General features: G+C 61.5%; 16 protein-coding genes. 8 read left to right on the forward strand and 8 right to left on the reverse strand.

Annotated elements, in window-relative coordinates:
- The first annotated feature begins 25 nt into the window (after nt 1-25).
- On the forward strand, nt 26-2,824 hold the full coding sequence (gene polA, locus ACR0E2_RS12540; RefSeq protein WP_480446628.1) for a DNA polymerase I: 2,799 nt from the start codon (nt 26-28) through the stop codon (nt 2,822-2,824).
- 20 nt (nt 2,825-2,844) lie between these two features.
- Here the strand turns inward: polA and ACR0E2_RS12545 are convergent, their stop codons facing one another.
- Nucleotides 2,845-3,075 (reverse strand): DUF2798 domain-containing protein, encoded by a 231-nt coding sequence (locus tag ACR0E2_RS12545; protein WP_171117031.1) that lies wholly within the window; start codon nt 3,073-3,075, stop codon nt 2,845-2,847.
- 74 nt (nt 3,076-3,149) lie between these two features.
- On the reverse strand, nt 3,150-3,905 hold the full coding sequence (locus ACR0E2_RS12550) for a hydroxypyruvate isomerase family protein (protein WP_480446629.1): 756 nt from the start codon (nt 3,903-3,905) through the stop codon (nt 3,150-3,152).
- A 9-nt stretch (nt 3,906-3,914) separates the two neighbouring features.
- On the opposite strand from ACR0E2_RS12550, the gene ACR0E2_RS12555 reads away from it, so the two are divergent.
- Together ACR0E2_RS12555 and ACR0E2_RS12560 are read left to right on the forward strand one after the other, a co-directional pair.
- Nucleotides 3,915-4,076, forward strand: coding sequence for a hypothetical protein (locus tag ACR0E2_RS12555; RefSeq protein WP_171233359.1), 162 nt, complete (start codon nt 3,915-3,917; stop codon nt 4,074-4,076).
- 11 nt (nt 4,077-4,087) lie between these two features.
- Nucleotides 4,088-5,032 carry a DMT family transporter gene (locus tag ACR0E2_RS12560; RefSeq protein WP_480446630.1) on the forward strand — a complete coding sequence of 315 codons (945 nt, stop codon included), beginning with the start codon at nt 4,088-4,090 and terminating at the stop codon, nt 5,030-5,032.
- On the opposite strand, the gene ACR0E2_RS12565 is transcribed toward ACR0E2_RS12560, so the two are convergent.
- Nucleotides 5,015-5,590, reverse strand: coding sequence for a DUF1285 domain-containing protein (locus ACR0E2_RS12565; RefSeq protein ID WP_480446631.1), 576 nt, complete (start codon nt 5,588-5,590; stop codon nt 5,015-5,017). The genes ACR0E2_RS12560 and ACR0E2_RS12565 overlap by 18 nt on opposite strands.
- A 64-nt stretch (nt 5,591-5,654) precedes the next feature.
- Here ACR0E2_RS12565 and ACR0E2_RS12570 point away from each other — a divergent pair, with 64 nt between their 5' ends.
- Genes ACR0E2_RS12570 through ACR0E2_RS12585 form a run of 4 tightly spaced genes read left to right on the forward strand, consistent with a single transcriptional unit; the run spans nt 5,655 to nt 12,332 of the window.
- Complete coding sequence (locus ACR0E2_RS12570; RefSeq protein WP_152459465.1) at nt 5,655-6,662, forward strand: AAA family ATPase; 1,008 nt, start codon at nt 5,655-5,657, stop codon at nt 6,660-6,662.
- The gene (locus ACR0E2_RS12575) at nt 6,659-7,534 is read left to right on the forward strand and encodes a DUF58 domain-containing protein (protein ID WP_480446632.1); all 876 of its coding nucleotides are present in this window, start codon (nt 6,659-6,661) and stop codon (nt 7,532-7,534) included. The genes ACR0E2_RS12570 and ACR0E2_RS12575 overlap by 4 nt, the downstream gene beginning before the upstream one ends.
- A complete protein-coding gene (locus tag ACR0E2_RS12580; RefSeq protein WP_480446717.1) occupies nt 7,531-10,293 on the forward strand; it encodes a DUF4159 domain-containing protein in 2,763 nt (920 codons plus the stop codon). The genes ACR0E2_RS12575 and ACR0E2_RS12580 overlap by 4 nt, the downstream gene beginning before the upstream one ends.
- Nucleotides 10,290-12,332 (forward strand): hypothetical protein, encoded by a 2,043-nt coding sequence (locus tag ACR0E2_RS12585; RefSeq protein ID WP_480446633.1) that lies wholly within the window; start codon nt 10,290-10,292, stop codon nt 12,330-12,332. Before ACR0E2_RS12580 ends, ACR0E2_RS12585 begins: the two co-directional genes overlap by 4 nt.
- On the opposite strand, the gene pbpC is transcribed toward ACR0E2_RS12585, so the two are convergent.
- Both pbpC and ACR0E2_RS12595 read right to left on the reverse strand, forming a co-directional pair.
- A complete protein-coding gene (gene pbpC, locus ACR0E2_RS12590; RefSeq protein WP_480446634.1) occupies nt 12,329-14,395 on the reverse strand; it encodes a penicillin-binding protein 1C in 2,067 nt (688 codons plus the stop codon). The two genes, ACR0E2_RS12585 and pbpC, sit on opposite strands and share 4 nt — an antisense overlap.
- Nucleotides 14,396-14,401: 6 nt before the next feature.
- Nucleotides 14,402-19,828 carry an alpha-2-macroglobulin family protein gene (locus ACR0E2_RS12595; protein WP_480446635.1) on the reverse strand — a complete coding sequence of 1,809 codons (5,427 nt, stop codon included), beginning with the start codon at nt 19,826-19,828 and terminating at the stop codon, nt 14,402-14,404.
- Between the two features lie 116 nt (nt 19,829-19,944).
- Here ACR0E2_RS12595 and ACR0E2_RS12600 point away from each other — a divergent pair, with 116 nt between their 5' ends.
- On the forward strand, nt 19,945-22,203 hold the full coding sequence (locus ACR0E2_RS12600) for a response regulator (RefSeq protein ID WP_480446636.1): 2,259 nt from the start codon (nt 19,945-19,947) through the stop codon (nt 22,201-22,203).
- 90 nt (nt 22,204-22,293) lie between these two features.
- Here the strand turns inward: ACR0E2_RS12600 and yaaA are convergent, their stop codons facing one another.
- From yaaA to ACR0E2_RS12615, 3 genes are all read right to left on the reverse strand, one after another.
- Entirely contained in the window at nt 22,294-23,064 is a 771-nt protein-coding gene (yaaA, locus tag ACR0E2_RS12605) for a peroxide stress protein YaaA (protein WP_480446637.1), read from the reverse strand.
- 33 nt (nt 23,065-23,097) lie between these two features.
- The gene (gene recQ / locus ACR0E2_RS12610) at nt 23,098-25,137 is read right to left on the reverse strand and encodes a DNA helicase RecQ (protein ID WP_480446638.1); all 2,040 of its coding nucleotides are present in this window, start codon (nt 25,135-25,137) and stop codon (nt 23,098-23,100) included.
- A gap of 76 nt (nt 25,138-25,213) precedes the next feature.
- Nucleotides 25,214-25,501 carry a YggT family protein gene (locus tag ACR0E2_RS12615; RefSeq protein ID WP_005980077.1) on the reverse strand — a complete coding sequence of 96 codons (288 nt, stop codon included), beginning with the start codon at nt 25,499-25,501 and terminating at the stop codon, nt 25,214-25,216.
- Between the last annotated feature and the right edge of the window lie 119 nt (nt 25,502-25,620).

Genomic DNA, 25,620 nt, shown 5'->3' on the forward strand with positions numbered 1-25,620 from the left:
TCCCTGACCGACAGGGAGCGCGCGCATGAGCAATTTCGGAAAAGGATGTCACCTGCATCTTATCGACGGATCGGCCTTTATTTTCAGGGCCTATCACGCGCTGCCTCCGCTGACCCGCAAGTCGGATGGTCTGCCGATTGGGGCGGTGTCCGGGTTCTGCAACATGCTTCAGAAATATGTCGAAGGGAACACCGGGCCGGATGCGCCAACCCATGTGGCGGTGATTTTCGACAAGGGGTCGCACACATTCCGGAATGATCTGTACGACCTGTACAAGGCCAACCGCGAAGCGATGCCCGAGGACCTGCGCCCGCAAATTCCACTGACCCGCGAGGCGACAAAAGCGTTCAATATCGCCTGCAAGGAACTCGAAGGCTATGAGGCCGACGACATCATCGCCACCCTGACCGTGCAGGCGCGCGAGGCTGGGGGCCGCGTGACCATCGTAAGCTCTGACAAGGATCTGATGCAGTTGGTCGGTGACGGCGTCGAGATGCTGGATGCGATGAAGAACAAGCGTATCGACCGGGACGGCGTGATCGAGAAGTTTGGAGTTGGCCCCGAGCGCGTTGTGGATGTTCAGGCGCTGGCCGGGGATTCCGTTGACAATGTGCCGGGCGCTCCGGGCATTGGCGTTAAAACGGCGGCCCTCCTGATCAATGAATATGGCGATTTGGAAACGCTGCTGGATCGCGCGGAAGAAATCAAACAGCCCAAGCGCCGGCAGACCCTGATCGAAAAGCGCGATCAGATCGAACTGTCGAAGAAACTGGTGCAGCTGGACGAGAACACACCGGTGGATTTCACGCTGGATGACCTTGAAGTGAGAGAGCCCGATGCCGAGACCCTGCTGGGTTTTCTGGCGGATATGGAATTCCGCACACTGACCAAACGGATCGCCGACAAGCTGGGGGCCGAAGCACCGGCCATCGCCGACGCTCCGGCGCCTGCGTCCAAGGAAGTTGAGGCCGAGACGATCCCGTTTGACGCGGCAAAGTATGAATGTGTCCGTGATGCAGCGGCTTTGCAAAAATGGATCGATCAGGCCCATGAACGAGGCTGGATCGCGGTTGATACCGAAACCACCGGTCTGAATGAAATGATCGCCGATCTGGTCGGTATTTCGCTCTGTGTCGAGGCCCGCGAAGCCTGTTACATCCCGCTGACCCACCACGATGGCGCGGCGGATGATCTGTTCGGGTCGGACGCGCTGGCTGAAGGGCAAATGCCGCTGGATGAGGCGCTGACGCTGCTGAAGCCGGTGCTTGAGGATCCGTCGATCATCAAAATCGGGCAGAACATGAAATACGATGCCAAGATTTTCCGGCGTCACGGTATCGATGTGACCCCCATCGATGATACGATGCTGATGTCCTATGCCATGCATGGCGGTGAGCACGGGCACGGTATGGATACACTCTCGGAACGGTATCTCAGCCACACGCCGATCCCGATAAAGCCGCTGCTGGGGTCAGGCAAATCTGCGATCACCTTCGACAAGGTGCCGATCGACGAGGCCACCGCCTATGCCGCCGAGGATGCGGATATAACGCTGCGCCTGTGGAAACTGTTCAAACCACAATTGCACCGGGTGCAGGTGACGACTGTCTACGAGACGCTCGAACGACCACTTGTGCCGGTTCTGGCCGAGATGGAGATGCATGGCATCAAGGTCGACCGTGATGTGCTGAGCCGTATGTCGAACGCCTTTGCCCAGAAAATGGCCGGTTTAGAGGCTGAAATCCACGAGTTGGCGGGTGAGAATTTCAATGTCGGTTCCCCCGCGCAGTTGGGTGAGATCCTGTTCGACAAGATGGGTCTGGAAGGCGGCAAGAAGGGCAAGACCGGCAAGTACTCGACCGGGGCCGATATCTTGGAAGATCTGGCGACCGAGCATGAACTGCCGCGCAGGGTGCTGGATTGGCGGCAACTGTCCAAGCTGAAATCAACCTATACCGACGCGCTTCAGACCCATATCAACCCCGACACGGGCCGGGTGCACACGTCTTATGCCATCACCGGGGCGAATACCGGGCGTCTGGCTTCGACCGACCCCAATTTGCAGAATATCCCCGTGCGCACCGAGGAGGGCCGCCGCATCCGCGAGGCCTTTGTCGCCGAGCCGGGCAATGTTCTGGTCAGCCTCGACTACAGCCAGATCGAACTGCGCATCCTGGCGCATATCGCCGACATTTCGACCCTGAAACAGGCCTTTGCCGATGGTCTGGACATCCACGCCATGACCGCGTCGGAGATGTTCGACGTACCGCTGGACGAGATGACGCCGGACATCCGCCGTCAGGCCAAGGCGATCAACTTTGGTGTGATTTATGGCATCTCGGGTTTCGGCCTGGCGCGCAACCTGCGCATACCGCGGGCCGAGGCACAGGGTTTCATCGACCGCTATTTCGAACGCTTTCCGGGCATTCGCCAGTATATGGATGACACGGTGGCATTTGCCAAAGAGCACGGCTATGTCCAAACCCTGTTCGGGCGCAAGATCCACACGCCCGAGATCAACGCCAAGGGGCCGCACGCAGGATTTTCGCGCCGGGCGGCGATCAACGCGCCGATTCAGGGCACGGCCGCGGATGTGATCCGGCGCGCGATGGTGCGGATGCCGGGCGCGATCAACGGGCTGCCCGCCAAGATGCTGTTGCAGGTCCATGACGAACTGTTGTTCGAAGTCGCCGAGGATTCCGTGGATCCGCTGATCGACGTGGCGCGCGAGGTGATGGAGGGTGCCTCGGACCCGGCGGTGAAACTGGATGTGAAGCTGAGCGTGGATGCCGGCCAGGGCGCGAACTGGGCCGAGGCGCACTAGCGCCAGGTCGGCCTTCCGGGTCAGCCCTGTGGCCTGACCCACCCTTCGACCATACGTTTCACCGAAGGTCCAAGGACCAGGATCACCGTGAACGCGATGGGCCAGCAAAAGGCCCAGGACGCCATCCAGTCACCAAGCGTTTCAGGATGGAACCCCACTGCCTTGACCGTAGCGATCCCGGTGACAATGCACGACATCAGCCCTGACATGATCAGTCCAAAGATGGCATGGGCAAAGCGGGCAGGAATCATATCGGGCATCCTCGAAAGCGATTTGCCCGTTTTGTGCGCCTTTCGGGCAGCGAATTCCAGCCCGATGAACGGCGTCAACGTCGCATCCAAGCCAGTGTCGCATCCGTTCGAGCCGTCGAAGGCGCGTATTCGGCGCTGACCCAACCGGTGTAACCAGCATCATCCATTGCCGCGAAAAGCTGCGCGAAATCCGTAGGCCCGCGCCCCGGTTCAGAACGTTCGGGGGCGGCCCCGATCTGGGCGTGGACAACACTGGGGTGAAAACGCTCCCAGACGGCCAACGCGTCGCCGTGGATCATATGTGCGTGAAAACTGTCATATTGCAGACCGACATTCGGGCGGTCCACGCGGCCCAGTACCTCGGTCGCCAGATCATAGTCGTTCAGGAAATAACCGGGCTGGGACATCGGATTGAGGGGTTCGATCGTGAAAGTCTGCTGCGGTGCGAAATCGGCGGCCCACTGCAAGTTTTGCACGAAGCAGTCCAGCGCATCGGTCCCGGTCGCGTATCCGGACATGATATGAATGAAACCCGGCCGCAGCACCTGAGCGTAGCGCAGAACGCGGCGGATATCAGACTGAAACCGGGACGCACCGCCGGGGATGGCGGCATAACCCGGTGCGCCACCGGTATAATTCGGCGGGGGCGCGTTGATCAGAACCAGTTCGAGCCCGTTGGCCAGCAAGGCACGCCGGGATTCTTTTGCAGCAAGTTCATACGGAAACAGAATCTCGACCGCCTTGAACCCGGCATCTGCCGCTGCCTGAAACCGGTCCAGAAACGGAAGTTCGGCAAAGAGCAAAGAGATATTAGCGGCGAATTTTGGCATAGGCGGCCCATGGATTTCAGGTGGCCCGACCTTATCCGCGCGTTGATTTCTGTGAAAGTGACGGAAAACGACAGTTTGTCGAAATTCGACCAGATCGACCCGATGAAATCGGAAACGCTTCCTGCATTGCGGCGAATCAATTTTCTGACGCCGTGCCAATGGAAGGTTTGAAAACGATGGCGATGAGCCCAGACCCCGTCCGCGGGAGCAGCCTTTCTGCGCCGACGGGACAGCATTCTGCCTTGTCGGGCAACGGGTTGGCCGTAGCTTCGATGCTGACATGGGCGGCCGGGTTTCCGGCGGCCGAAGTGCTGTTGCAAACATGGCCGCCCGTCGCCCTGTTGGCCGCGCGACTGGCGCTGGCCGTGTTGGTGATGGTGCCGGTCTGGGTGATTCTGGATGGACCGCGCCGGGTTGTTTCAGCCCGCTGGGGTCATGCAATGACCGTCGGGGGCCTTGGAATCGGGTCGGGAATGTTCCTGTTGATCTTGGCGCAAAAGCTGACCGACCCGGTGACGGTGGCAATCATCGCCTCTTGCGCACCCTTGGTGGCCACATTGCTTGAATTGGCTGCTGGCACACGCCGGCTGAAGTGGAATTTTGCGCTGGGCGTTCTTGTGTCGATTGTCGGCGGGTTGATCGCCACCAGCGCCTTGGCCCCGGCCCAGTTGGGTCTGGGCGCGGCCTGTGCAGTTGGATCAACAGTGCTGTTCTGCTGGGCCAGCATGGCAACCGCCCGGGATTTCGCCGAACTGAGCCAGACCGGACGCACGACGATCACCTTTGTCGGAGGGCTGGCCATGGCATCGCTGCTGGTTTTCGGATCGGCGCAGTTTGGTCTGGACGTGATGCCTGCAACTGCGTTCGACATGCAGCAGGCAGGCATGCTGATGATTTATGCGCTTGTCTCCATGGGTCTCAGCCAGGTGTTTTTCATCACCTCCGTAGGCAAGCTGGGCGTGGCGCTGGCCTCTTTTCACATCAATGTTGCCCCGTTCTACGTGATGCTGATCATGCTGATGCTGGGGGACGAATGGAATTGGACCAGGGCATTGGGTGCGAGCATTGTTGCAATGGCTGTCGTGCTGGCACAGGATCGCGCGCCACGGTCAGCTCAGGTCGGCTGAGGGGATCAGGCCAAAGAACTGCCCGCCTGACCAAACACCGAACCAGCCGTCATGGTGCGTTCCGATCTCGACGAGGCGGTAAAAGCTTTTGCGGTCTATGCGGGCTTCGAGGTTGTCGCGGATCAATACGTAGGGTGAGGGTTCGTCCGTCTCCGGGTCGATTACAATTCGGATCGGATGATCAACTCCGGCCACGGCCCGGTCGCCAACATGGGTTGTGAAGGTCAAGGACTGGTTCTTTCCATCCCCGTCCCGGTCGAAATCCACAGCGACAAACGGCGCGTCTTCGACAGTGATTCCCACCTTCTCGACCGGGGTGACGAGGAAGTATTTGCCGTCTTCCTTCTTAAGAATTGAGGAAAAAAGCTTCACAAGCTCGAAACGGTTGATGGCTGAGCCTAAATAACTCCATGTGCCATCTTTTGCGATCTTGATGTCCAGATCGCCGCAAAACGGAGGATTCCAGAGGTGAACGGGCGGTAAACCGTTGGTTTTGGCCGCCTTGACCGATGCCGCCAGACCATCTGGCGACGGTTTCACAGGTTTTTGTCCGCTCATTGCTTTTGCCATTTCCTCTCAGCGCGATACACTTCAATCATAATAGTCCACGGAAGGGAAAGTCATGACCGAACCTGCCGACCTCGTAGCCGAGATCGAAGCGCTGGAAAACAAGCTGCAAGAGGCCAAGGCCTCGATCACCCGCCGCTTCATCGGGCAGGAGAGGGTCGTGGACCTGACGCTGACCGCACTTTTATGCGGCGGCCATGCCCTGTTGATCGGTCTGCCGGGTTTGGGCAAGACACGCCTGGTCGAGACTTTGTCGACGGTGATGGGCCTGCATGGCAGCCGCATTCAGTTCACGCCCGACCTGATGCCCGCCGATATTCTTGGTTCCGAGGTTCTGGACACTGCCGACGATGGCAGCCGCCATTTCCGGTTCATTCCCGGCCCGATCTTCTGTCAGTTGTTGATGGCGGATGAAATCAACCGGGCAAGCCCGCGGACACAATCGGCGCTGTTGCAGGCGATGCAGGAACGCACCGTTACCGTTGCAGGCGAGGATCGTTCGTTGGGTACGCCGTTCCACGTGCTGGCAACGCAAAACCCGATTGAGCAGGAAGGCACCTATCCGCTGCCCGAAGCCCAGCTTGACCGGTTCCTGGTGCAGATTGACGTCGAATACCCCGACCGCCAGACCGAGCGGGATATTCTGCTGGCCACGACCGGGGTTGAAGAGGAAGAGGCGCATCAGATTTTCAGCAAGGAAGAGTTGCTGGCTGCGCAGGTCTTGTTGCGCCGGATGCCGGTCGGAGAATCCGTCGTTGAACTGATTCTTGATCTCGTGCGGGCCTTCCGCCCCGAAGAACCCGGTGTGTCCGAACGGGTTGCCGAAACCGTGGCCTGGGGTCCGGGCCCCCGTGCCGCGCAGGCGCTGATGATGACGGTGCGGGCGCGTGCCATGTTGCAGGGACGCCTGGCACCAAATGCCGAGGATGTTCTGGATATGGCGCGCCCGGTGCTCAGCCACCGGATGGCACTGAACTTTGCGGCAAGGGCGCGTGGTGACAGCCTTGCAGAGCTGATTGACTCGACCGCTGTCGGGCTGATCCGGACCGAGGCCGCGGCGTGAATGCCGAGCTGACCCTTCGCGAAAGATCCGAAGCCGAGGCATCACGGCTGCCGCCCCTCTTGGCGCGGGCCGAGCACTTGGCCGGAACCGTTCTGCTGGGCGACCACGGTCGACGGCGGTCCGGGATGGGGGATGATTTCTGGCAATACCGCCCGGCGCAGGTCGGCGACAGCCGTCGCATGATCGATCACCGCCGCTCGGCGCGGGGGGATCAGCAGTTTGTACGTGAACGGGAATGGCAGATCGCGCAATCCGTAATGCTATGGGTCGATCAGGGGGCTTCGATGCGGTTTGCGTCCGACAAGATCCTGCCGACCAAGGCGGATCGCGCGCGGCTGTTGGGGCTGGCGACATCCATCCTTCTGGTGCGCGGCGGTGAACGCGTAGGTCTGACGGGCACCACCTTGCCGCCCCGGCGCGGCAATGCGCAGATCATCCGGCTGGCGCAGGCCTGGTCCGAGGATAATCAAGCGGATTACGCCCCGCCCGAACACCGCGCCATGATCCCTCATGCCCGCGCCGTGTTCATCTCGGATTTTCTGGGCCCCATGGATGAGGTTGAACTTGCCCTGACCAAAGCCGCCGACCGTGGCGTGCGCGGCGTAGTTCTGCAAGTGCTGGATCCGGGTGAAGAGTCGTTTCCCTATCGCGGGCGCACCATTTTCGAAAGCGTCGGAGGGTCTGTCCGACACGAAACGCTCAAGGCTGCCGAGCTGCGGGACCGTTATCTGGAACGCCTGGCGCACCGCAAGGACGCGCTGAGGCAACTGTGCCGAGCGACGGGTTGGCAACTGGGCCTGCACCACACGGGCGACAGCGCACAAGCGGCTCTGTTATGGCTTTATCGGGCCTTGGATGGGGGCACGCGATGACGGTTCTGGCGGGCATCGGCTTTACCGCGCCATGGGTGTTGCTGGGTCTTCTGACCCTGCCGATCCTGTGGCTGATCCTGCGCGCGGTTCCGCCGGCACCGATCCGCCGCTTGTTCCCGGCGGTCACGCTGCTGTTGGGCCTGAAAGATGACGAAAGCGTATCCGACCGCACCCCATGGTGGCTGCTGCTGCTGCGGATGCTGGCGGCGGCTGCGATCATCATCGGGCTGGCAGGGCCGGTTCTGAACCCGTCACGGGATGAAACCGGAACCGGGCCGCTGCTGCTGGTGCTGGACGCCAGTTGGGCCGGAGCCGCGCGCTGGCCGGCGACACTTGACCAAATCGACACGCAACTGTCGGAGGCCGGGCGCGCGGGCCGAACGGTTGCAATTTTGCGCCTGACAGAACCGGAAACACCGGTATTTCAGGCTGCGGAAGCGTGGCGCGGGCGTTTGCCTGGGCTGACCCCGAACCCCTGGCAGCCGAATGCGGATCAGGTTGCTCAGACCATTGCCGCGTTGAACGCCGTTGACGGCGGATTTGATACACATTGGTTCAGTGACAGGCTGGACTATGCAGACCACGCTGAACTGGTGTCCAGCCTTCAGGCGCGCGGAGATGTGACGGTCTATCAGGCGGCGTCCCGGCCCGTTGCGATTCGGCCTGCGGCCTATCAGGACGGGCTGATCCAATTGACCGTTCAGCGCGCGGGCCCCGGACCGGAAGACCGCGTGACGGTACTGGCGCAAGGCCGTGATCCGGCGGGTACGGCCCGGGTGCTGCATTCCGTTGAGCTGACCCTTGAAGCCGGCGAAACCACGGCGCAGGCCGATCTGGCGCTGCCGTCGGAATTGCGCGCCCGTATCACGCGGTTTGAAATACAGGGCCAAAGGTCCGCCGGGGCCGTGACTTTGACCGATGACAGTCTGCGCCGGCGCGAGGTTGCGCTGATTGCCGGAACCCGCAACCGTGAAGGGCTGGAGCTGTTGTCACCCCTGCATTACCTGACGCAGGTCCTGGTCCCGACCGCGGATTTTGTCGATGGCGGCCTGCTTGAGGTTCTGCCCGCCAACCCGGATGTGATCGTCCTGTCGGACGTGGCGCAGATGTCGGAGCCGGAAGAGGCCGCTTTGATCGAATGGGTCGAACAGGGCGGGCTTCTGCTGCGTTTTGCAGGCCCGCGCATGGCGGCCAGCGATCTGGGCAGGGACACCGAAGACACCCTGTTGCCGGCGCGGCTGCGCAGCGGTGGACGATCCGTCGGCGGTGCGATGAGCTGGGGCGAAGCCAAGACGCTGGCGCCGTTCCCCGAAAGCTCTCCGTTTTTCGGGCTGGATATCCCAAAGGACGTGGTTGTTTCGACCCAAGTCATGGCGCAACCAGACCCTAACTTGGCGGATCGCGTGATTGCTTCGCTGTCCGACGGGACTCCGTTGGTGACACGCAAGGCTCTGGGGCTTGGGCAGGTGGTGCTGTTTCACGTCACTGCGGATGCCGAATGGTCCAGCCTGCCGTTGTCGGGCCTGTTCGTCGAGATGCTGGATCGTTTGGCCGTGGCGTCGGCGGCCAAGTCGCGGCAAGAATCGCAACTGCAAGGCACCACGTGGGAGCCGGTTCAGATCATGGACGGGTTTGGCGCCCTGTCAGATGCCGGAACTCTGGCCGGTGTGGATGGCGTTCAGCTGATCTCGGGCCGGATCGGGCCGGATTTGCGTCCGGGTCTCTATGAAAGCGGAAAACAGAAGCTGGCATTGAACGTGGTCTCGGAAGAAACCGAGCTGCGCCCGGTGACCTGGCCCGCCAATGTGCCGATCAAAGGGCAGGAGGTCAGCACGGAAACCCCGCTTGGTGGCCTGTTGCTCGGCCTAGCTCTGATCTTGCTGACGGTTGACGTGATTGCCTCGCTGGCCTTGTCGGGCAGGCTGGGTCTGGCGCGAACCGCGGCTGCCGCGCTGGCCGCTTTTCTGCTGGTGCCGGACGTACAGGCGCAGACGCCCGAAGATACCGAATTTGCCCTTGCCGCAACGCAAGAGCTTGTGCTGGCGCATGTGCTGACCGGTGAGGCGCAGGTGGACGATATTGCCGAGGCCGGATTGCGGGGCTTGGCGCAAACCCTGTTCTTTCGCACCTCTGTCGAACCGGCGGACCCAATCGGCGTTGATCTGGAACGAGACGAGCTGGCATTCTTTCCGCTTCTCTATTGGCCCATTACGCCGAACCAGCCGCAACCTTCGGCCGAGGCGTATATCAAACTGAACGCCTATTTGCGTTCGGGTGGAATGATCCTGTTTGATACACGCGATGCGGATATTGCCGGTTTCGGCGCTTCCAGTCCGAATGGCCGCAAGTTGCAGCAACTGGCCGGACCGTTGAATATCCCTGCATTAGAGCCGATTCCCCGCGATCACGTCCTGACCAGAACATTTTATTTGCTCCAGGATTTCCCGGGCCGCTATTCCGGCGCAGAAGTCTGGGTCGAAGCTGCGCCCGGGGATGCAGAACAGATCGAAGGGATGCCTTTCCGCAACCTCAATGACAACGTGACACCGGTGGTTATCGGCGGCAATGACTGGGCCGGGGCCTGGGCCGTGGATCGCAACGGCCAGGCCCTTTTGCCTGTCGGTCGTGGGTATGCCGGGGAACGGCAACGCGAACTGGCCAATCGTTTTGGCGTCAATCTGGTGATGCACGTGCTGACCGGGAATTACAAATCCGATCAGGTCCACGTGCCCGCCCTTTTGGACAGGTTGGGACAATGACCGGAACCGTCATATTCGACCCGCTGATCCCGTGGCCGCTTTTGGCTGCTGTGGGGGCGATTGCCGCTGTCGGAGTAGCTCTGGCCTTGTGGCGCGGTTTGTCGGGCTGGGCCCTGCGGGGATTGGCGGCCCTGGTTGTCATCGCGGCACTGTCCGGTCCGGTCTATCAAGTCGAAGACCGCGCGCCGCTGACGGATATTGTTTTGATGATCGAGGATGAAAGCGCCAGCCAGACACTTTCGGACCGGGCCGAACAAACCGCGCAGGCCGCCGAAGATCTGGCCGCCGAGATCGAGGCGCGGGACAATACGGAACTGCGCCGCATTCGGGTCGGCGACGGTGACGGGGATGAGGGCACACAGGTCATGGCTGCCCTGAATGAGGCCCTGGCCGAAGAACCGCGTGCGCGCATCGCGGGCATTCTGGTGGTATCGGACGGGATCGTGCACGATGCCGATCAGGCCCCGGAATTGCCGGCGCCGATGCATCTGCTGCAAACCGGGCGTGCGGACGACTGGGATCGCCGGCTTGTCGTCCGAAATGCGCCTGCTTTTGCCATCATCGGTGAATCGGTGACTTTGACCCTGCGCGTTGAAGACAGCGGAGCAGCCCCCGCGGGTGCCGCGACAGCGCCGCTGGAGATTTCCGTGGATGGTGGTGAGCCTCAGCAGCTGAGTATTCCAATCGGTCGGGATGTCGAACTGCCTGTCACCCTGCCTCATGGCGGGCGCAACGTGATTCAGTTTTCCGTGCCCCTGGCCGAAGGCGAGTTGACCGACCGCAACAACACCGCGCTGATCCAGATGAACGGCGTTCGGGATCGCCTGCGCGTTCTGCTGGTCTCGGGTGAACCTCATCCGGGCGGGCGCACATGGCGCAATCTTTTGAAATCCGACAGCTCGGTCGATCTGGTGCATTTCACCATCCTGCGCCCGCCCGAGAAACAGGATGGTGTGCCGGTGGACGAATTGTCTTTGATCGCCTTCCCGACCCGCGAGTTGTTTCTGGAAAAGATCAACGATTTCGATCTGATCATATTCGACCGCTACAAGCGGCGCGGCATCCTGCCTGCGATCTATTTGGACAACGTCACCAGTTATATCAATGACGGCGGCGCCGTTCTGATTGCGGCCGGTCCTGATTTCGCCGGAGCTGACAGCATTTTCCGGTCGCCGCTGGCGCCGATCCTGCCGGCGCAACCTTCCGCGCGTGTCTTCGAGGAACGCTTTGTTCCGAATGTCAGCGCGTTGGGTCAGCGCCATCCGGTGACAACAAATCTTGGCGATTCCGAGGATTGGGGGGCCTGGTTGCGCCAGATCGATGTGAACCATCGCTCGGGCGAGGTTCTGATGACGGGCATTGACGAACGCCCCCTGCTGGTTCTGGACCGAGTGGGCGAAGGACGTGTTGCGATGCTTGCATCGGACCATGCCTGGCTGTGGAGCCGCGGCTTTGAAGGTGGCGGCCCGCAACTGGAGCTTTTGCGCCGGCTGGCCCATTGGATGATGAAGGAACCCGAACTCGAGGAGGAGGCGCTGTGGGCCGAAGCCAACGGCCAGTCCATGCGCATCATTCGACAGACGCTTGGGGATGATGTGGGTCCGGTGACTGTGACGCGCCCGAACGGCGAAACGCTGGAAATCACCTTGCAAGAGGTCTCTCCGGGGCGGTTCGAAGCGCAATACTATGGGCCCGAGATTGGTCTTTACCGTTTGCAGGAAGGTGACCACTTGGCCGTGATCGGGCTTGGTCCTGCCGCGCCGAAGGAGTTTGAACGCACCATCGCAACGGGGGATGTTCTTGAACCGGTTCTGGCTGGCCTGCGGGGCGGCGTGATCCGGGTGGAAGATGGGTTGCCGTCGATCCGCAACGTGCGCGCCGGGCGCCCGGCGGCTGGTCGGGGCTGGATCGGTCTGACCCCGCGCGATGCCTACGAGACACGGGATGTTACCCAGGCGGGGCTGCTGCCACCTTGGCTGGTTTTGCTGTTGGCAGGAGGTTTCCTGCTGGGCGGTTGGCTGCGCGAGGGGCGGCGCTAATCGAGCCTGATTGACGCCCTGTCGGATTGACCTTGCGCATCCACCACGACCAGTGAGGTGAAGCCGGTTCCCGGATTGGGGATTTCGAACTCTCGTCGCCGCTGCCCGGTCAGCACCGGCACGCCATCCGCCAGTACGGAAAACGGCCCGACGCCGCCACGCAGTTTGACCGTCAGAGGTGCTCCTGATGTCTCTAACACGGCGTTATCGGGCGGGAACAGCAGGTCTGGCGCCGAAGGATCATCCTTGAAAGCTGTCGCGCGGGGGCGAAATCGCTGCAACGGCTGAGGCAATTGGGCCGCGCCCACAAGCAGGGTCGAAGGCGGCGGTGGGCGCAGGGGCGTGAGCTCGGGTTTCAACAGGTTGAAAGCCTCGGCCAACAGGGGTGCGGCAAGGTCGCCCCCGAATGCACCGGGAACAGGCGTTCCATCGGCGCGGCCCAGCCAGACCCCTATGACGTGCTGCCCGTCAAAGCCGATGGCCCAGGCATCGCGGTGGCCATAAGACGTGCCGGTCTTGTAGGCCAGCGACCCTGTTGCACCGCCTGCCGGTGGCGCAAGCCCGGCCAGAATGTCCGAAACCTGCCAGGCCGAGCTTTCCGACAGAACGCGCCGGGTGCGCTGGGCGTCTGCCAGAACGTCATGATGCAGGATCGGGCCTGTTCCGCCAGCTGCCAGAGTGGCGTAAAGCTGCACCAGATCGTGCAGGCTCAACCCCACGCCACCCAAAGAAATCGCCAATCCGGGTGTTGCGCCATTCAGGCGTGGCTCTGACCCTGCCAACCGCAAAGCCGTCATCAACCGAGCGGGCCCCAGCTCATTCGTCAGGCGCACGACGGGGATGTTCAGCGACAGCTGTAGGGCGTCCCGCACCCGGACATCGCCACGGAAAGCGCCGTCGAAATTGCGCGGTGCGTATCGGCCAAACATCACGGGGCTGTCGCTGATCAGGGTCTCGGGATGGGCCAGCCCCTGATCGAAGGCCAGCCCGTAGACCAGAGGTTTCAGGGTCGATCCGGGCGACCGTACGGCCCGGGTCATATCCACGAACCCCTGACGGGCATCTTGATACCCGGCAGATCCGACCGATGCCAGAACCTCGCCGCTGCGATGGTCGGCCACGATCAGAGCCCCGGAAACGCGTGGTCCGACGCGGGTGGCGGCCTGGGCCACCAAGGTTTCCAGCCGGGCCTGCAATCCGGCATCCAGGGTCAGATCGAAGGCCTGGATTGCGGGTGCTTGCCGCCTTGCGCGGTCAGTCAGATGGGGTGCAAAGCGCGGAAACGGAGTCATCCGATCCGGAAGGGGTTCGGTCATGGCCGCGCGCGCTTCGGCATCGGTCAGGACGGTGTGGCGCACCAGCCTGTTCAGAACCCGGTCGCGGGCCTGTCGGGCAGCCTCTGGCCTGCGATCCGGGCGCCGGGCCTCGGGGGATTGCGGCAACGCAACCAACAGGGCGCTTTGCGCGGGTGTCAGCCGCGCGGCGTCCTTTCCAAACCACGCGCGGGCGCCGGCACGGAGCCCTTCCAGATTGCCACCATAGGGGGCATGGGTCAGATAAAGGTTCAGGATTTGCTGTTTGCTCAGACGCCGCTCCAACGCCAATGCGACTCGGATCTGGCGAAATTTCCCGCTCCAGCGCCCGGTTGGGCCATCTTCGATCAACCGCGCCACCTGCATGGTCAGGGTGGACCCGCCCGACACGTTGCGCCCGTTCCACAGGCTTTGCCCGGCAGCCCGCAGCATCGCGATGAGGTCCACTCCGGCGTGGGTCCAGAACCGTTTGTCCTCGTACCGGATCAGCATTGCGATGAAATCCGGGTCAACTGCGCCGGGCCGCAGCCTCCAGATGCCATCCTCGACTGGAAACGCACGCAAAAGCTCGCCATTCCGGTCCCGCATCTCGACTGAAGTTTCAGCCAGAACGGAAGGCAGGGTTGTGGCATCGACCCAGCGGTCAACACCATCCCGTGCCAGTGCCGTCAAGTAGAGTGCTCCGGCCAGCGCAAACAAGAGCCGCGACCGCTTAGGCATGACGACCACCCAAACAAGGGTATGGCGCATGGCCGGTCACTGGATCTCGACCCGTCCGGTAGATGTCCGCGCCCGGTTCTGTGGGCGGTACATGTCCTCGACCGAGGCCGCCGGATGATGGAACACGCCAGGTGTCACGGCGCGCGCCACGTAGGCCAGCGTCACGGTTTCACGACCGGACAAATCAACGGCGGCCAGGAACCGGTCCGAGCGGAACTCGGTATGGGTGGCGTCGGACAGATCCAGCCAGTCCAGCGAGCGGACATCGCCCGAGCGCAGCAGGCTTGGGTTGTCAATCTCGATCCCGGCGGCCAGTGGATCGTTCACCATCAGCCGCGCACCGCCGTTTTCGAACGGTGTAACTTGCAGCACAGTGACGAACCGATCACCCACGGCAAAGCTGTCTGAATCGATCAGATCGCCATCCATCGAGTAATACCGCCGTTCGATTGCATAGCCGGTGCCGCCTGCCTCGGGCGGAATCTCAGGGATGCCTGTGACCGTCAAGGTGATATCCGTCGCCTGACCGTCGGCGGCCGTGACGTTGATCTCGTCCGCCTGTCCGGATTGCAGAACTTTCACGAACGGACCGGAAACCGGCGCCCCGTTGACCATCAAGCCCGACCCCGTTGGGTCAGACACAAGCGCGTGCGCCGCCAGCAATGACCACGTGGCCTCCTGAGTGGACAGCGGCGTGCGGCCCGTGCTCACCCGTTGGATCAAAGCATCGCGGTCAATCGCCTCGCTGCCCGCGTCCAGGGCAAGGCTCAACAAGCCCGCTGCATCCCGCAGGTGGGTGCCGTAGTCAGCGCGCCAGACGTTCTGTTGCTGGTTCTGTTGCCGATCCAGCATCCGCGCGGCACGGTTGAACATCGCATCCGCGCGGGTCTGGTCGCCGTAAGAGGCCAGAGCTGCGCCCAGTTGCGCCGCCGCCAGAGGGGTGTCGAAGGCATCCCCTTTGACATCCGCGTAATAGCGCAGATCGCCCATCGAGGCCGCGCCTTCCCGCGCAAGAACCATCAGGGCATAGGCTATGTCCCGACCGCCTTCGTCGAAATCAGGCGCGGAATTGACCCTGTTCCGAAGATTGTCCATCGCCTGAGCAAACGCCCGGTCCGGCACGGGATGCCCCTGAATGCGGGCACGGGACAGGAAATCGGTCACATAGGCGTCCAGCCAGAAATCCCCGCTGTCTGCGCGCCACAGGCCAAAGGCGCCGTTTGCGGCCTGACGGGTCAGGATACTGCGGATCGAATCGGCGATGCGTTGATCCACAACCGGGCCATCCCCCAGCCCCGTGGCTTGCGCAACGGATGACAGGTACAGCAACGGCAGCGCTTTGCTGGTGATCTGTTCGGTGCATCCATAGGGGTAATGGTTCAGCTGATCCAGCAGACCGGGCGTGTCGAATTTGGCCAACGCTCCGGCGGACAGGATGGCCTTGGCTGAACCCGGCTGGAACCCGTCAAACACATCCTGCGAAAACAGGAAGCTATCGCCTGCGCCCAAGGCAAAACGCCGCGTCTGTGCAATCACCGGGTCATTGGCCCGCACCGGCATGCGCAAGGTTTGCGACAGGTCGCGCCCATCAGGTGTGGTGATCGATACGCTGATTTCAGGATCGCCGATGGCGCTGGCCGTGATCGGGGTCTCGAAAACCGCCTTGCCACCGTCCTCCAGCACAAAGCTGGCCGGTGCCGCGCCCAGTTCCAAACCATCGGAGGCGGTCAGGCCAAGTGCCATTTCTCCGGATGTGCCATCCGCATGGACGATCTCAAGACGCATCCGGCTTTGATCGCCCGGGGCAAGGAAGCGCGGAAGGCTGGCGGTGACGACCACCGGGTCGCGGACGATCATTTCAGCTTCGGCCTGACCGACGGCTTTGCGCGACCACGCGACCGCCATCAGCCGGACGGTTCCGTTGAAGGCAGGAAGGGGAATGTCGATCTCAACTTCGCCATCCGCGCCGATCTCGACCGGGCCACTGAACACGGCCATCAGGTCTTGTGTCGGTGGCGGAGACTGGCGACGCATCCCGCTGTCATTGTCGCCGCCCGAGCGCACTGTGCCCATGGCTCCGTTCATGCCGTCGATCAGTCGCCCGTAGACATCCCGCAGATCAACACCCAGACGGCGCTGCCCGAAATAGTATCCTTGCGGGTCCGGGCTTTTGAACCCGGTGAGGTTCAGAATGCCCAGGTCGACGGCGGCCAGCGTCAGCCAGACCGGCTCATCACCCACGGTATTTTCGACCCTGATACGGGCTTTTTGCGTCTGACGCGGTGCGGTGACCTCGGGCACATCGACAGTTACGGAAAGTCTGCGGTCCCCTGGATCGATGCTGGCATGGGCCACGCCCATCGCCCGCGCGGGGTTCCGACCAGCTGCAACATCCATTGGGCGGATCACGGTTGCGGTGACATAAGCCCCGGCGCCCCAATCCTGGGTCACCTCAATCGGGATCAGAGTTTCCCCTTCGGGCACCTCCACGATCTGGCGATGGATCAGACGGTTCGAAAGGACTTCGATCTGAGCGACACCGGCCATGCGGGGCACGATCCGCAACTGCGCGGTATCCCCTATGCGATAGCTGTCGCGATCCAACGACATTTCAAGCCGGTCCGGCGTGGTCGATGCATCGGCGGCCTGATACCAGCCCGCATAGAAATCGACGGCGGTTTCGGTATATGTGCCGTCAACTCGCTGCACGACCAGTTCATAGCGCCCCCATTCCACCGGTTGGGTCAGCGTCAGAGGGTCAGAGGAGACGTCCACCTCGCCGGTGGCGACACGGCTGCGGCGCGTTGTCGGTTCCCAGTTCCAGTCGCCGTGAAGCTGGTACCATTGATAGCGCGTTTCTATCTTGTTCAGCGTCCAGCGGAGACGCATCGGAATGGGCGTCAGCCCGGGCGAGAGGCCAACGATCTCGAACGCAGCCTCGGTGCCTTCTGGGATGACTTCGTCGAACAGGGGTTTGACACCAATAACAGGCTGCGGCGGCAGGACGGGCGCGGTCAGGCGACGCTCGACCGGGCGGCCCGAGCCATCGGCCAGCCGGGCGATGATTTCGGCCTCGATTGGCTTTCCTTCAGTCTCTAACACGGGGACTTTGACCGCCACGGTCGCGTGCCCCGTCGCGTCTGTGCGCGTGTCTCCGAAATATGTGCTCTTGATCGAGGTTTCTGCATCATAGCGACCAAAGCGATATCCGTCGTAGCCCGGGACCGTGTCCGCCGGGCGTGCGATGACCTGCCCGTCGATGCTCAGGTCCGACCCCGGCGCTCCAAATAGATAGCGCGCGTCGATCGAGAGCGGTGGGCTGTCGCCGGGGCGCAAGGGTGCGTCGGGCAGGGTCAGTTCGAAATCGATCCGTTCGGGCAGGAAATCCTCGACAAGAACGGTCTGACGCGCCAGCGCATCGCCTTTTGGATCGGATTTGATTTCAATTTTCCATGCGCCGCGCGGTACGTCTGCGGCCACGGGCAGGGCAAAGACATGGCCCCCGGCAACACCGCCATCCGAGACAGACCGGCGGTATTCCACCCCGTCCGGGCGATACAGGATCGCCGTCAGAGGCAGGCCCTCGATGGCCTGCGCCTTGCCATCGCGGGACAGGGCGGTGACATGGATCACTTCGCCGGCCCTATAGGCACCTCGGTCGGTGGTCAGGAAGACATCGACCGGCCCCGCCGGTGCGCGCCCTTCAACGCCGCGATCCGACAGGTCAAAGGCAGGATCGGTCAGCGAGAGAAAGCTGAAATCGCTGTCATCGATTGCCGCCGTCACCAAAGCAGGCGCGCTGGCCCCTTTGCCGCGTGTCAGGCCCGGATCGAACCTTACATAGCCGGTTTCATCGGTCTGTGCCGATGCGATAACGGCGTTCGCCCCTGAGACCAGCGAAACTTCGACACCCTCGCGCGGTGCCGCGTCGCTTAGCCCGCGCACGGTCACGTGCAGCCCGTCAGTGCCCAGGGCGGTGCTGATCCCCAGATCAGAAAGCACAAACCATTGCGTTGCGCCGGGATTGTCATAGGGATCGGCCCCCGGAACCCGGGCGGTCAATGCATAGATACCCGCAGGTTGATCCGAGATCGCTTCGGCCATGGGAAGACGTGCCGTCATGGTCTGGTTCAACTGGTTTGAAACCTCGGCAGTACCCGTCCAGATGTCCTGGGCAATCTGGTCCGAGAATTCTTCCTCCTGCCATTCGCTGAGCGGGCGGCCAAAAAAACCCTGTTGCACGGCTCGCAACAGGTTCCGGTCGCTGACCCGCCGCAGGGTCAGGTCAAGTTCGGTGACATTGACCGTTTCGACGGGCAAGGCCACGTCGGCAGATTTCGGAAGGACATAGCTGCGTCCGGGAAACCGAACCGAAGGCGTCCGGTCGCGTACATAATGGGTCAGTTCGATGCTGCGATTCAGTGCTTCGCCCGAGGCGGCAGGCAAGCCTTCGCGCAGCGTCAGGCGATAACGCTGGCCATGCGCGACCCCATCGACGCAAAGCTGGCTGTCCTCGGCCTGCACGACCAGCCCGTCGGCGTCACGTTGAACGAAGGGATCATAGTCGACCCCGGCCTTGACCAGCGATTCCGAGAATTCGATACAGATCCTGGGTGTTGCCGCATCGCTTTCGACCGAGCCGTCGACCACGCGGAAACCGTATTTGCCGATCGCTTTGTCCAATGCGGACAGCACGTCTTCGCGCGGCTGCACTTGCTCGGCCAGCCGAAGAACGGGAATCATGTCGCGCCCGCGCTCAACCTCTTCCAGGGCTTCCGCAAGGGTCATCAGGGCAGCGATCTGGGTGCCGGGGGTTTCGGCGCGCAGATAGCCATTGATCGACGCATTCAGCGCGCGGTTGCGCAGGTCGCGCCGCTCATTCCAACCCGAAGGGTTCATGGCCAGCAGCAGGCGCGCATATTCCACCCAAAGATCCGCGCTGTCGCTGAGCGATACGGCGACACCGATCCACTGCATCGCTTGTGCGACACTGCCCGTGTCGCGCGCCGCATCCAGAACGGCCTGAAGGTCATACCCCCCTGCCGGGTGCAGGAATCCCAGATCGCGGGCTTGCTTTCTTGCGTGCACCAGATCGTCAGAACTCAGGACGCTCAGTGCTTGCTCGCGCGTTTTTCCCAAGGTTAGGGTCTGTTCAGCGCTTGGCACCTTTTGCGCGGACAATGCGCCTTGATACGCCTCTTGTCGGTTCACGCCACTTTTGGGAAAGCAGGCATCGGATCGGGTGTTGTAGGTGAACGCCGTACATTGCGCGTTGGCCGAGCAGGCCTGAATACAGGACTTCAGATCGGTGTCGAACAACGGATCCAGATCCGCCCCGTAAAAATCCGTATCCCGAGAGGTGACATAGCGGAACTCAGGCACCGCACTCTGCGCCAGAACGGCAGCGGGAAGGATCAGAAGGAAAACTAAGTAAGTTATTGAAATAAAAACAAAGCGGTGCATCGTGCTCTCCTCTTTGCGCTCAACCTTGCATGGCGCGCGCCTGTAGCGCAACGGCTTAAACAGTTTTTCATTCTCTGTCGCGATGCTGAGATCCGAACGTCCCGGAAACGATCAAAATGAGTCTTGCAAACAAACTGGCACAGGAACGGCGTGCGCGTCTGGCAGCCGAACGAATGCTTGCCTTGAAACAGGCCGAACTTTCGGCCGCCAATCGCAAACTGGGCCAACACGCCATGGCGTTGACCAGGCGCATTGGTGAAACTCAGGCCGAAGTTGAAACTGTTCGCGGCGAAAACGAAAAGGTCAAATCGGATCTCACCGTCGCTCATGCCAAGATCGAGATTGCCGAACGCCGCCTTTGGCATTCGATCCAGACCATTCAGGACGGGTTTGCATTCTTTGACGGCGACAGCAGGCTCATCAGCGCAAACGCTGCGTATCTCAGCGTGTTTGAAGGGCTGGATGAGGTGGCGCCAGGGATTTCCTACCAGCGCATTCTGCAATTGCTGACCACCGAAGGAATTGTCGATACCGGTGACGAAACTGCCGAGGAATGGCAGGCCAGAATGCAGGCACGCTGGAATCGGGCCAATCCACCTCCGATCGTCATGCAACTGTGGAACGGTCACTACATCCGCCTGATCGATCAGCGTGGCAGCGGCGGTGACGTGGTCAGCCTGGCGCTCAACATCACCGCGTCGGTCCGGCACGAATCAGAACTGAAGGCTGCCCGCGAACGGGCGGAAGCGGCCAACAGGGCCAAATCAGCCTTTCTCGCCAATATGAGCCATGAAATCCGCACGCCGATGAATGGTATCGTGGGTATGGCCGAACTGCTTGATGAATCTCCGCTGGACGAAGAACAGCGGCTCTATGTCAACACCATCCGCAATTCGGGTGAGGCATTGTTGGTTATCATCAACGACGTGCTTGATTACTCCAAGATCGAGGCGGACAAATTGGTTTTGCACCCTGAACCCTTCGATCTGGAGCGCTGCATTCTTGAAGTCGCAATGCTGTTGCAGCCAAGCGTGCGTGACAAGGGGCTCACGTTGCTTGTGGATTACGACCTGTTCCTGCCCACCCTTTTCGTGGGCGATCCGGGCCGAATACGGCAGGTTCTGACCAATCTGGTCGGCAACGCAGTCAAATTCACCACGGAAGGGCATGTCCTGGTCCGTGTGACAGGCGTTCCGCATGCCCAGGCTCAAACATGCGACATCCATGTTGCCATCGAAGATACCGGCATCGGTATCGATGCGGACAAGATCAACCACGTTTTTGGTGAGTTCAATCAGGTCGAAGATGAACGCAATCGTCAATTTGAAGGTACCGGGTTGGGTCTTGCGATCACCAGGCGCCTGATCACCATGATGGGCGGTTCAGTCTGGGTCGAAAGCGAACCGGGTCGGGGATCCTGTTTCGGGTTCAGGGTGTCGCTGCCCACGGCAGAAGGCCCACAGCCCGAGCCTCCGAAACTGGCGGATTGCGTGAAACACGTCATGGTGGTCGAGGATCTGGCCGTAAACCGGGCCATTCTGGCGAAACAACTTGGCCGTTTGGGGGCCGAAGTGACGGTTTGCGCATCAGCGGCCGAGGCGCTGGCAGAAATGCATGACGCGATTGAATTTGTCCTGTGCGATCATGATCTGCCGGATATGGATGGCTTGGATCTTGCCGTCACCCTCAAAGACCGTGGGTGGGGCGACGCTTCGGTCATCGTGATGTCTGCAAATCCATCTCTGATCCACACGCACCCAGCCCGCGAACTGATCGACGGTGTGTTGCAGAAGCCGATCCCCAGGGCCGAGTTGTATTCCAGGCTCGTGGCTCTCAAGGACACCCCGCCGCCAGAACGTCGTTCGACGCAGCGAAAACCCGTTGCCGACGGCCGAGAAACCAAGGTCTTGGAAACAAGGCGCATGAAGGTACTTGCGGCCGAGGACAATCTTACCAACCAGCTGATCCTGAAAAAGATGGTCAAAGACCTGCATATAGATCTGCGATTTGCGTCCAATGGAATAGAAGCCGTCGAGATCTTTCAGGAATTTGACCCGGACTTGGTCTTCATGGATATATCGATGCCAAAAATGGACGGCAAACAAGCCACTGCTGAAATCCGCAGGCTTGAGGTCGAAACAGGGCGTCATGTCCCGATCGTCGCCTTGACGGCTCATGCAATGGCCGGTGACGATCAGGGCATCCTGTCCGCGGGGTTGGATCACTACATGACGAAACCGCTGCGCAAAAACCACATTCATCAAATGATCCTGCAACACCAACCAGATGGCGTAAGCGAAGTCATGGACAATCACCTCGCCCAGGAACACGCACCCATGTGTGACCGCAAACAGGATCCCACTTCATCTGGCTGAAAATATCCCGGGGAGCGCGAGGGGCTGGCCCCTCGCCCGGACCCTCGGCCCAAAACCGTGGAGGGAAGCATCGATCAGGCTGTCACGGTTTCAGGCCGAATAAGGTCGAACAAAGACAGGTTTGTCCTTTTCCGACAGGTCAGCACGATACGCGTAACCGCCCGTATCGAAATCCAGCAGGGCATCGGGGTCGGTCAGGCGGTGCTGAATGACATATCGCGCCATTGCGCCACGCGCCTTTTTGGCAAAGAAACTCACGATCTTCGGTGTGCCGTTCCTGTCTTCCATGAACACCGGCGAGATGACGCGCAATTTCAGCGCGTTCGGGTCCACGGCGCCGAAATACTCCTGACTGGCGCAGTTGATCAGAACGTCGCTGCCGATCATGTTGCCTTGTGCGTTCAGAGCTTTGCTCAGCTGGTCGCGCCAAAACTCGTAAAGGTTCTTGCCGCGCCGTGTTTTCAGCTTGCTGCCCATTTCCAGCCTGTAAGGCTGTATCGCATCCAGTGGCCGCAACACACCATAGAGACCGGAGAGGATGCGCAGATGATCCTGTGCCCATGCCAGTTCGTCAGGATCGAGCGAAGCTGCTTCCAGACCCTGATAGGTGTCCCCCGCAAAGGCCAGCGCGGCCGGGCGCGTTGCATCGGCGTCTGGCATGTCGGAAAAAGCACGATAGCGATCGCGGTTCAGGCGCGCCAGATCATCGCTCAGACCCATCAGCTTTTTCAGATCGCCAAGGGTCAGATTGCGCGCGGTTTTGGACAGTCTGATCGCATCATCCTGAAAATCCGGCTGTGTGACTTGAACGTCCCGCTCTGCCCAGTCCAGCCGCTTGGCCGGGGAAATCACTACCAGCATACCTGCCCTCTTTTCTTGCCTGCTCTGACGTATCTAGCCCGCGCCACGCAACACGTCCAGAAAGGCAGTGCCAAACCTTTCGTGACGCCGGTCGCCCAGCACCTGTTCAAGTCCACGCAGGTCGTCAGGGCGTATCTGCGCCACCTTTGCCAGTTGCGAGGCCGAGCAGGTCAGAGGCTTGTCTATCCCGTCGGGGCCGCGGGACAATTGGGACTGTACTTCCAGCAAGCGGTCATAGATGTCGCCCTGATCGCGACCGGCCAGTTTGCGGCGCGCCGGGTGCAACGCCTGGGCCTCGCCCGCGATCACTTCAAGGAAGGTGTCGCCATAGCGCTCCAGCTTCTTGGCGCCGACGCCGCCGATCCGGGCCATCTCGTCCAGCGTCATGGGGCGCTTTTCCGCCATTTCGATCAGGGTGCGATCCGGGAAAATGACATAGGCCGGGACTCGGGCGGATTCTGCCAAAGCGCGTCTTTTGGCCTTGAGAGCCGACAGCAAGGGCGCATCTTCATCGGACACCATGGCTTTCACGGCGGGGCGACGGGTTGCCTTGCGCAGGGCGTCCTTGCGCAGATTGATCTTTGCCTCGCCCTTGAGAATAGGTTTGGCGGCCTCGGTCATGCGCAAGGCCCCGTGGCGTTCGGGGTCGGGGCGCACCAGATCGTGCCCCATCATCTGGCGGAATATCGCCTGCCATTGCGCGCGCGACCAGTCCTTGCCGATGCCCCAGGTGGACAGACCATCATGACGACGGGCGCGGATCTTGTCGGTCTCGTTCCCCAGAAGGATGTCGATCAGATGACCGCTGCCAAACCACTCCTCGGTGCGAAGAATCGCGGACAAGGCCATTCGGACGGGTGTTGTGCCATCAAATACTTCGGGCGGTGTATCGCACAGGTCGCATTTGCCGCAGGGTGCGGCCTGTTCCCCGAAATAGCCCAGCAGGGTCTGGCGGCGGCATTCCAGCGCCTCGGCCAACCCCAGCAGCGCGTTCAGCCGCGCATGATCCGCCATGCGGCGTTCGGGTGGCGCCAGCCCCTCGTCAATCTGGGACCGCCGCAAACGTATATCGTCGGGGCCGAACAGAGTCAGGGTCTCGGCCGGCCCGCCGTCGCGCCCGGCGCGGCCGATTTCCTGGTAATAGGCCTCGATGGATTTCGGCAGGTCCGCATGGGCGACCCAGCGGATGTCGGGCTTGTCGATGCCCATTCCAAAGGCCACGGTGGCTACCACGATCAGCCCGTCCTCGCGCGCGAAACGGGTTTCCACGATGCGGCGGTCCTCGGCCTCCATCCCGCCGTGATAGTGGCAGGCGCTGTGGTCCTGTTCGCGCAGCGCCTGCGCCAGAACTTCGGTCTTGTTGCGTGTGCCGCAATATATGATGCCCGACTGGCCCCGGCGGGCGTCGGCGAAATCCAGGATCTGCTTGCGCGGGCTGTCCTTGGCGGCAAAGGCCAGGTGGATGTTCGGCCGGTCGAAGCCGCGCAGGAACTTGCGCGGGGGCGTGCCGTCGAACAGTTTTTCTACGATTTCGTCCTGGGTTTCCGCATCCGCCGTGGCGGTGAAGGCGGCCAGGGGCACGTTCAGCGCGCGCCGCAGTTCTCCGATCCGCAGGTAGTCGGGGCGGAAATCGTGGCCCCACTGGCTGACGCAATGGGCCTCGTCCACGGCGATCAGGCTGACATTGATCCGCCGCAGCATCCCCAGCGCCGAGCCCGCCGCCAGCCGTTCGGGCGCCATATACAGCAGCTTCAGCCGCCCGGCTTCGAGCGCTTCCCACACGGCGTCGGTTTCCTCGGGTGTGTTGCCCGAGGTCAGCGCGCCGGCCTCGACCCCGGCCTCTTGCAGCCCCCGCACCTGATCGCGCATCAGCGCGATCAGCGGCGAAATCACCACCGTCACCCCGTCGCGCAGCAGGGCAGGCAGTTGATAACACAGGGATTTGCCGCCGCCCGTGGGCATGATGGCCAGCACGTTCTGGCCGGCGGTTACGGCATCGACGATCTCTTCCTGCCCGGGGCGGAAGTCATCGAATCCAAAGACATCTCGCAGCAGAGGCGCGGCGTCGAACATGTGCGGGGGTGCCCTGTTTCAAGATTTGACTGCTCTTGAAAGGACAATCACACAGTCGGAATCGGGGAACAAGAGGTCAGTAGAAATAGACCGCGTTGTTGATCAGGATGATCCGCAGCGCATAGACCCCGATCAGCACCACCAGCGGCGTCAGGTCCAGACCGCCCATATTGGGCAAGATACGCCGGATCGGGCCATAAATAGGCTCTAACAGGCGGTTCAGCCCGTACCAGATTTGCGCGACCAGCTGTTGGTGCAGGTTGAGCACCTGAAAGTTGATCAGCCAGCTCATGATCACATGGGCCAGGATGATGAACCAGACAATGTCCAGGATCAGCAGCAGGATTTGGATCAGCGACAGCATGGGTTCTCCGTATTCTTGTTGGCCGAGACCTAAGCACCATGGCGACAAAGAGCAAGTGTCTGGCACTCAACGCTTGCGATTTGAATTAAAGCCCAGTCATATAATCGCAACGATAAACA

This window comes from Ruegeria sp. A4 (assembly GCF_056543025.1).

Coding starts and splice junctions, on each gene's coding strand:
- ACR0E2_RS12545 (WP_171117031.1), bottom strand. CDS start 3,075: ATGATTCCTGCCCGCTTTGCCCATGCCATCTTTGGACTGATCATGTCA.
- ACR0E2_RS12560 (WP_480446630.1), top strand. CDS start 4,088: ATGAGCCCAGACCCCGTCCGCGGGAGCAGCCTTTCTGCGCCGACGGGA.
- ACR0E2_RS12615 (WP_005980077.1), bottom strand. CDS start 25,501: ATGCTGTCGCTGATCCAAATCCTGCTGCTGATCCTGGACATTGTCTGG.
- ACR0E2_RS12600 (WP_480446636.1), top strand. CDS start 19,945: ATGAGTCTTGCAAACAAACTGGCACAGGAACGGCGTGCGCGTCTGGCA.
- pbpC (WP_480446634.1), bottom strand. CDS start 14,395: ATGCGCCATACCCTTGTTTGGGTGGTCGTCATGCCTAAGCGGTCGCGG.
- ACR0E2_RS12550 (WP_480446629.1), bottom strand. CDS start 3,905: ATGCCAAAATTCGCCGCTAATATCTCTTTGCTCTTTGCCGAACTTCCG.
- ACR0E2_RS12580 (WP_480446717.1), top strand. CDS start 7,531: ATGACGGTTCTGGCGGGCATCGGCTTTACCGCGCCATGGGTGTTGCTG.
- ACR0E2_RS12585 (WP_480446633.1), top strand. CDS start 10,290: ATGACCGGAACCGTCATATTCGACCCGCTGATCCCGTGGCCGCTTTTG.
- ACR0E2_RS12595 (WP_480446635.1), bottom strand. CDS start 19,828: ATGCACCGCTTTGTTTTTATTTCAATAACTTACTTAGTTTTCCTTCTG.
- yaaA (WP_480446637.1), bottom strand. CDS start 23,064: ATGCTGGTAGTGATTTCCCCGGCCAAGCGGCTGGACTGGGCAGAGCGG.
- polA (WP_480446628.1), top strand. CDS start 26: ATGAGCAATTTCGGAAAAGGATGTCACCTGCATCTTATCGACGGATCG.
- ACR0E2_RS12565 (WP_480446631.1), bottom strand. CDS start 5,590: ATGAGCGGACAAAAACCTGTGAAACCGTCGCCAGATGGTCTGGCGGCA.
- recQ (WP_480446638.1), bottom strand. CDS start 25,137: ATGTTCGACGCCGCGCCTCTGCTGCGAGATGTCTTTGGATTCGATGAC.
- ACR0E2_RS12570 (WP_152459465.1), top strand. CDS start 5,655: ATGACCGAACCTGCCGACCTCGTAGCCGAGATCGAAGCGCTGGAAAAC.
- ACR0E2_RS12555 (WP_171233359.1), top strand. CDS start 3,915: ATGGATTTCAGGTGGCCCGACCTTATCCGCGCGTTGATTTCTGTGAAA.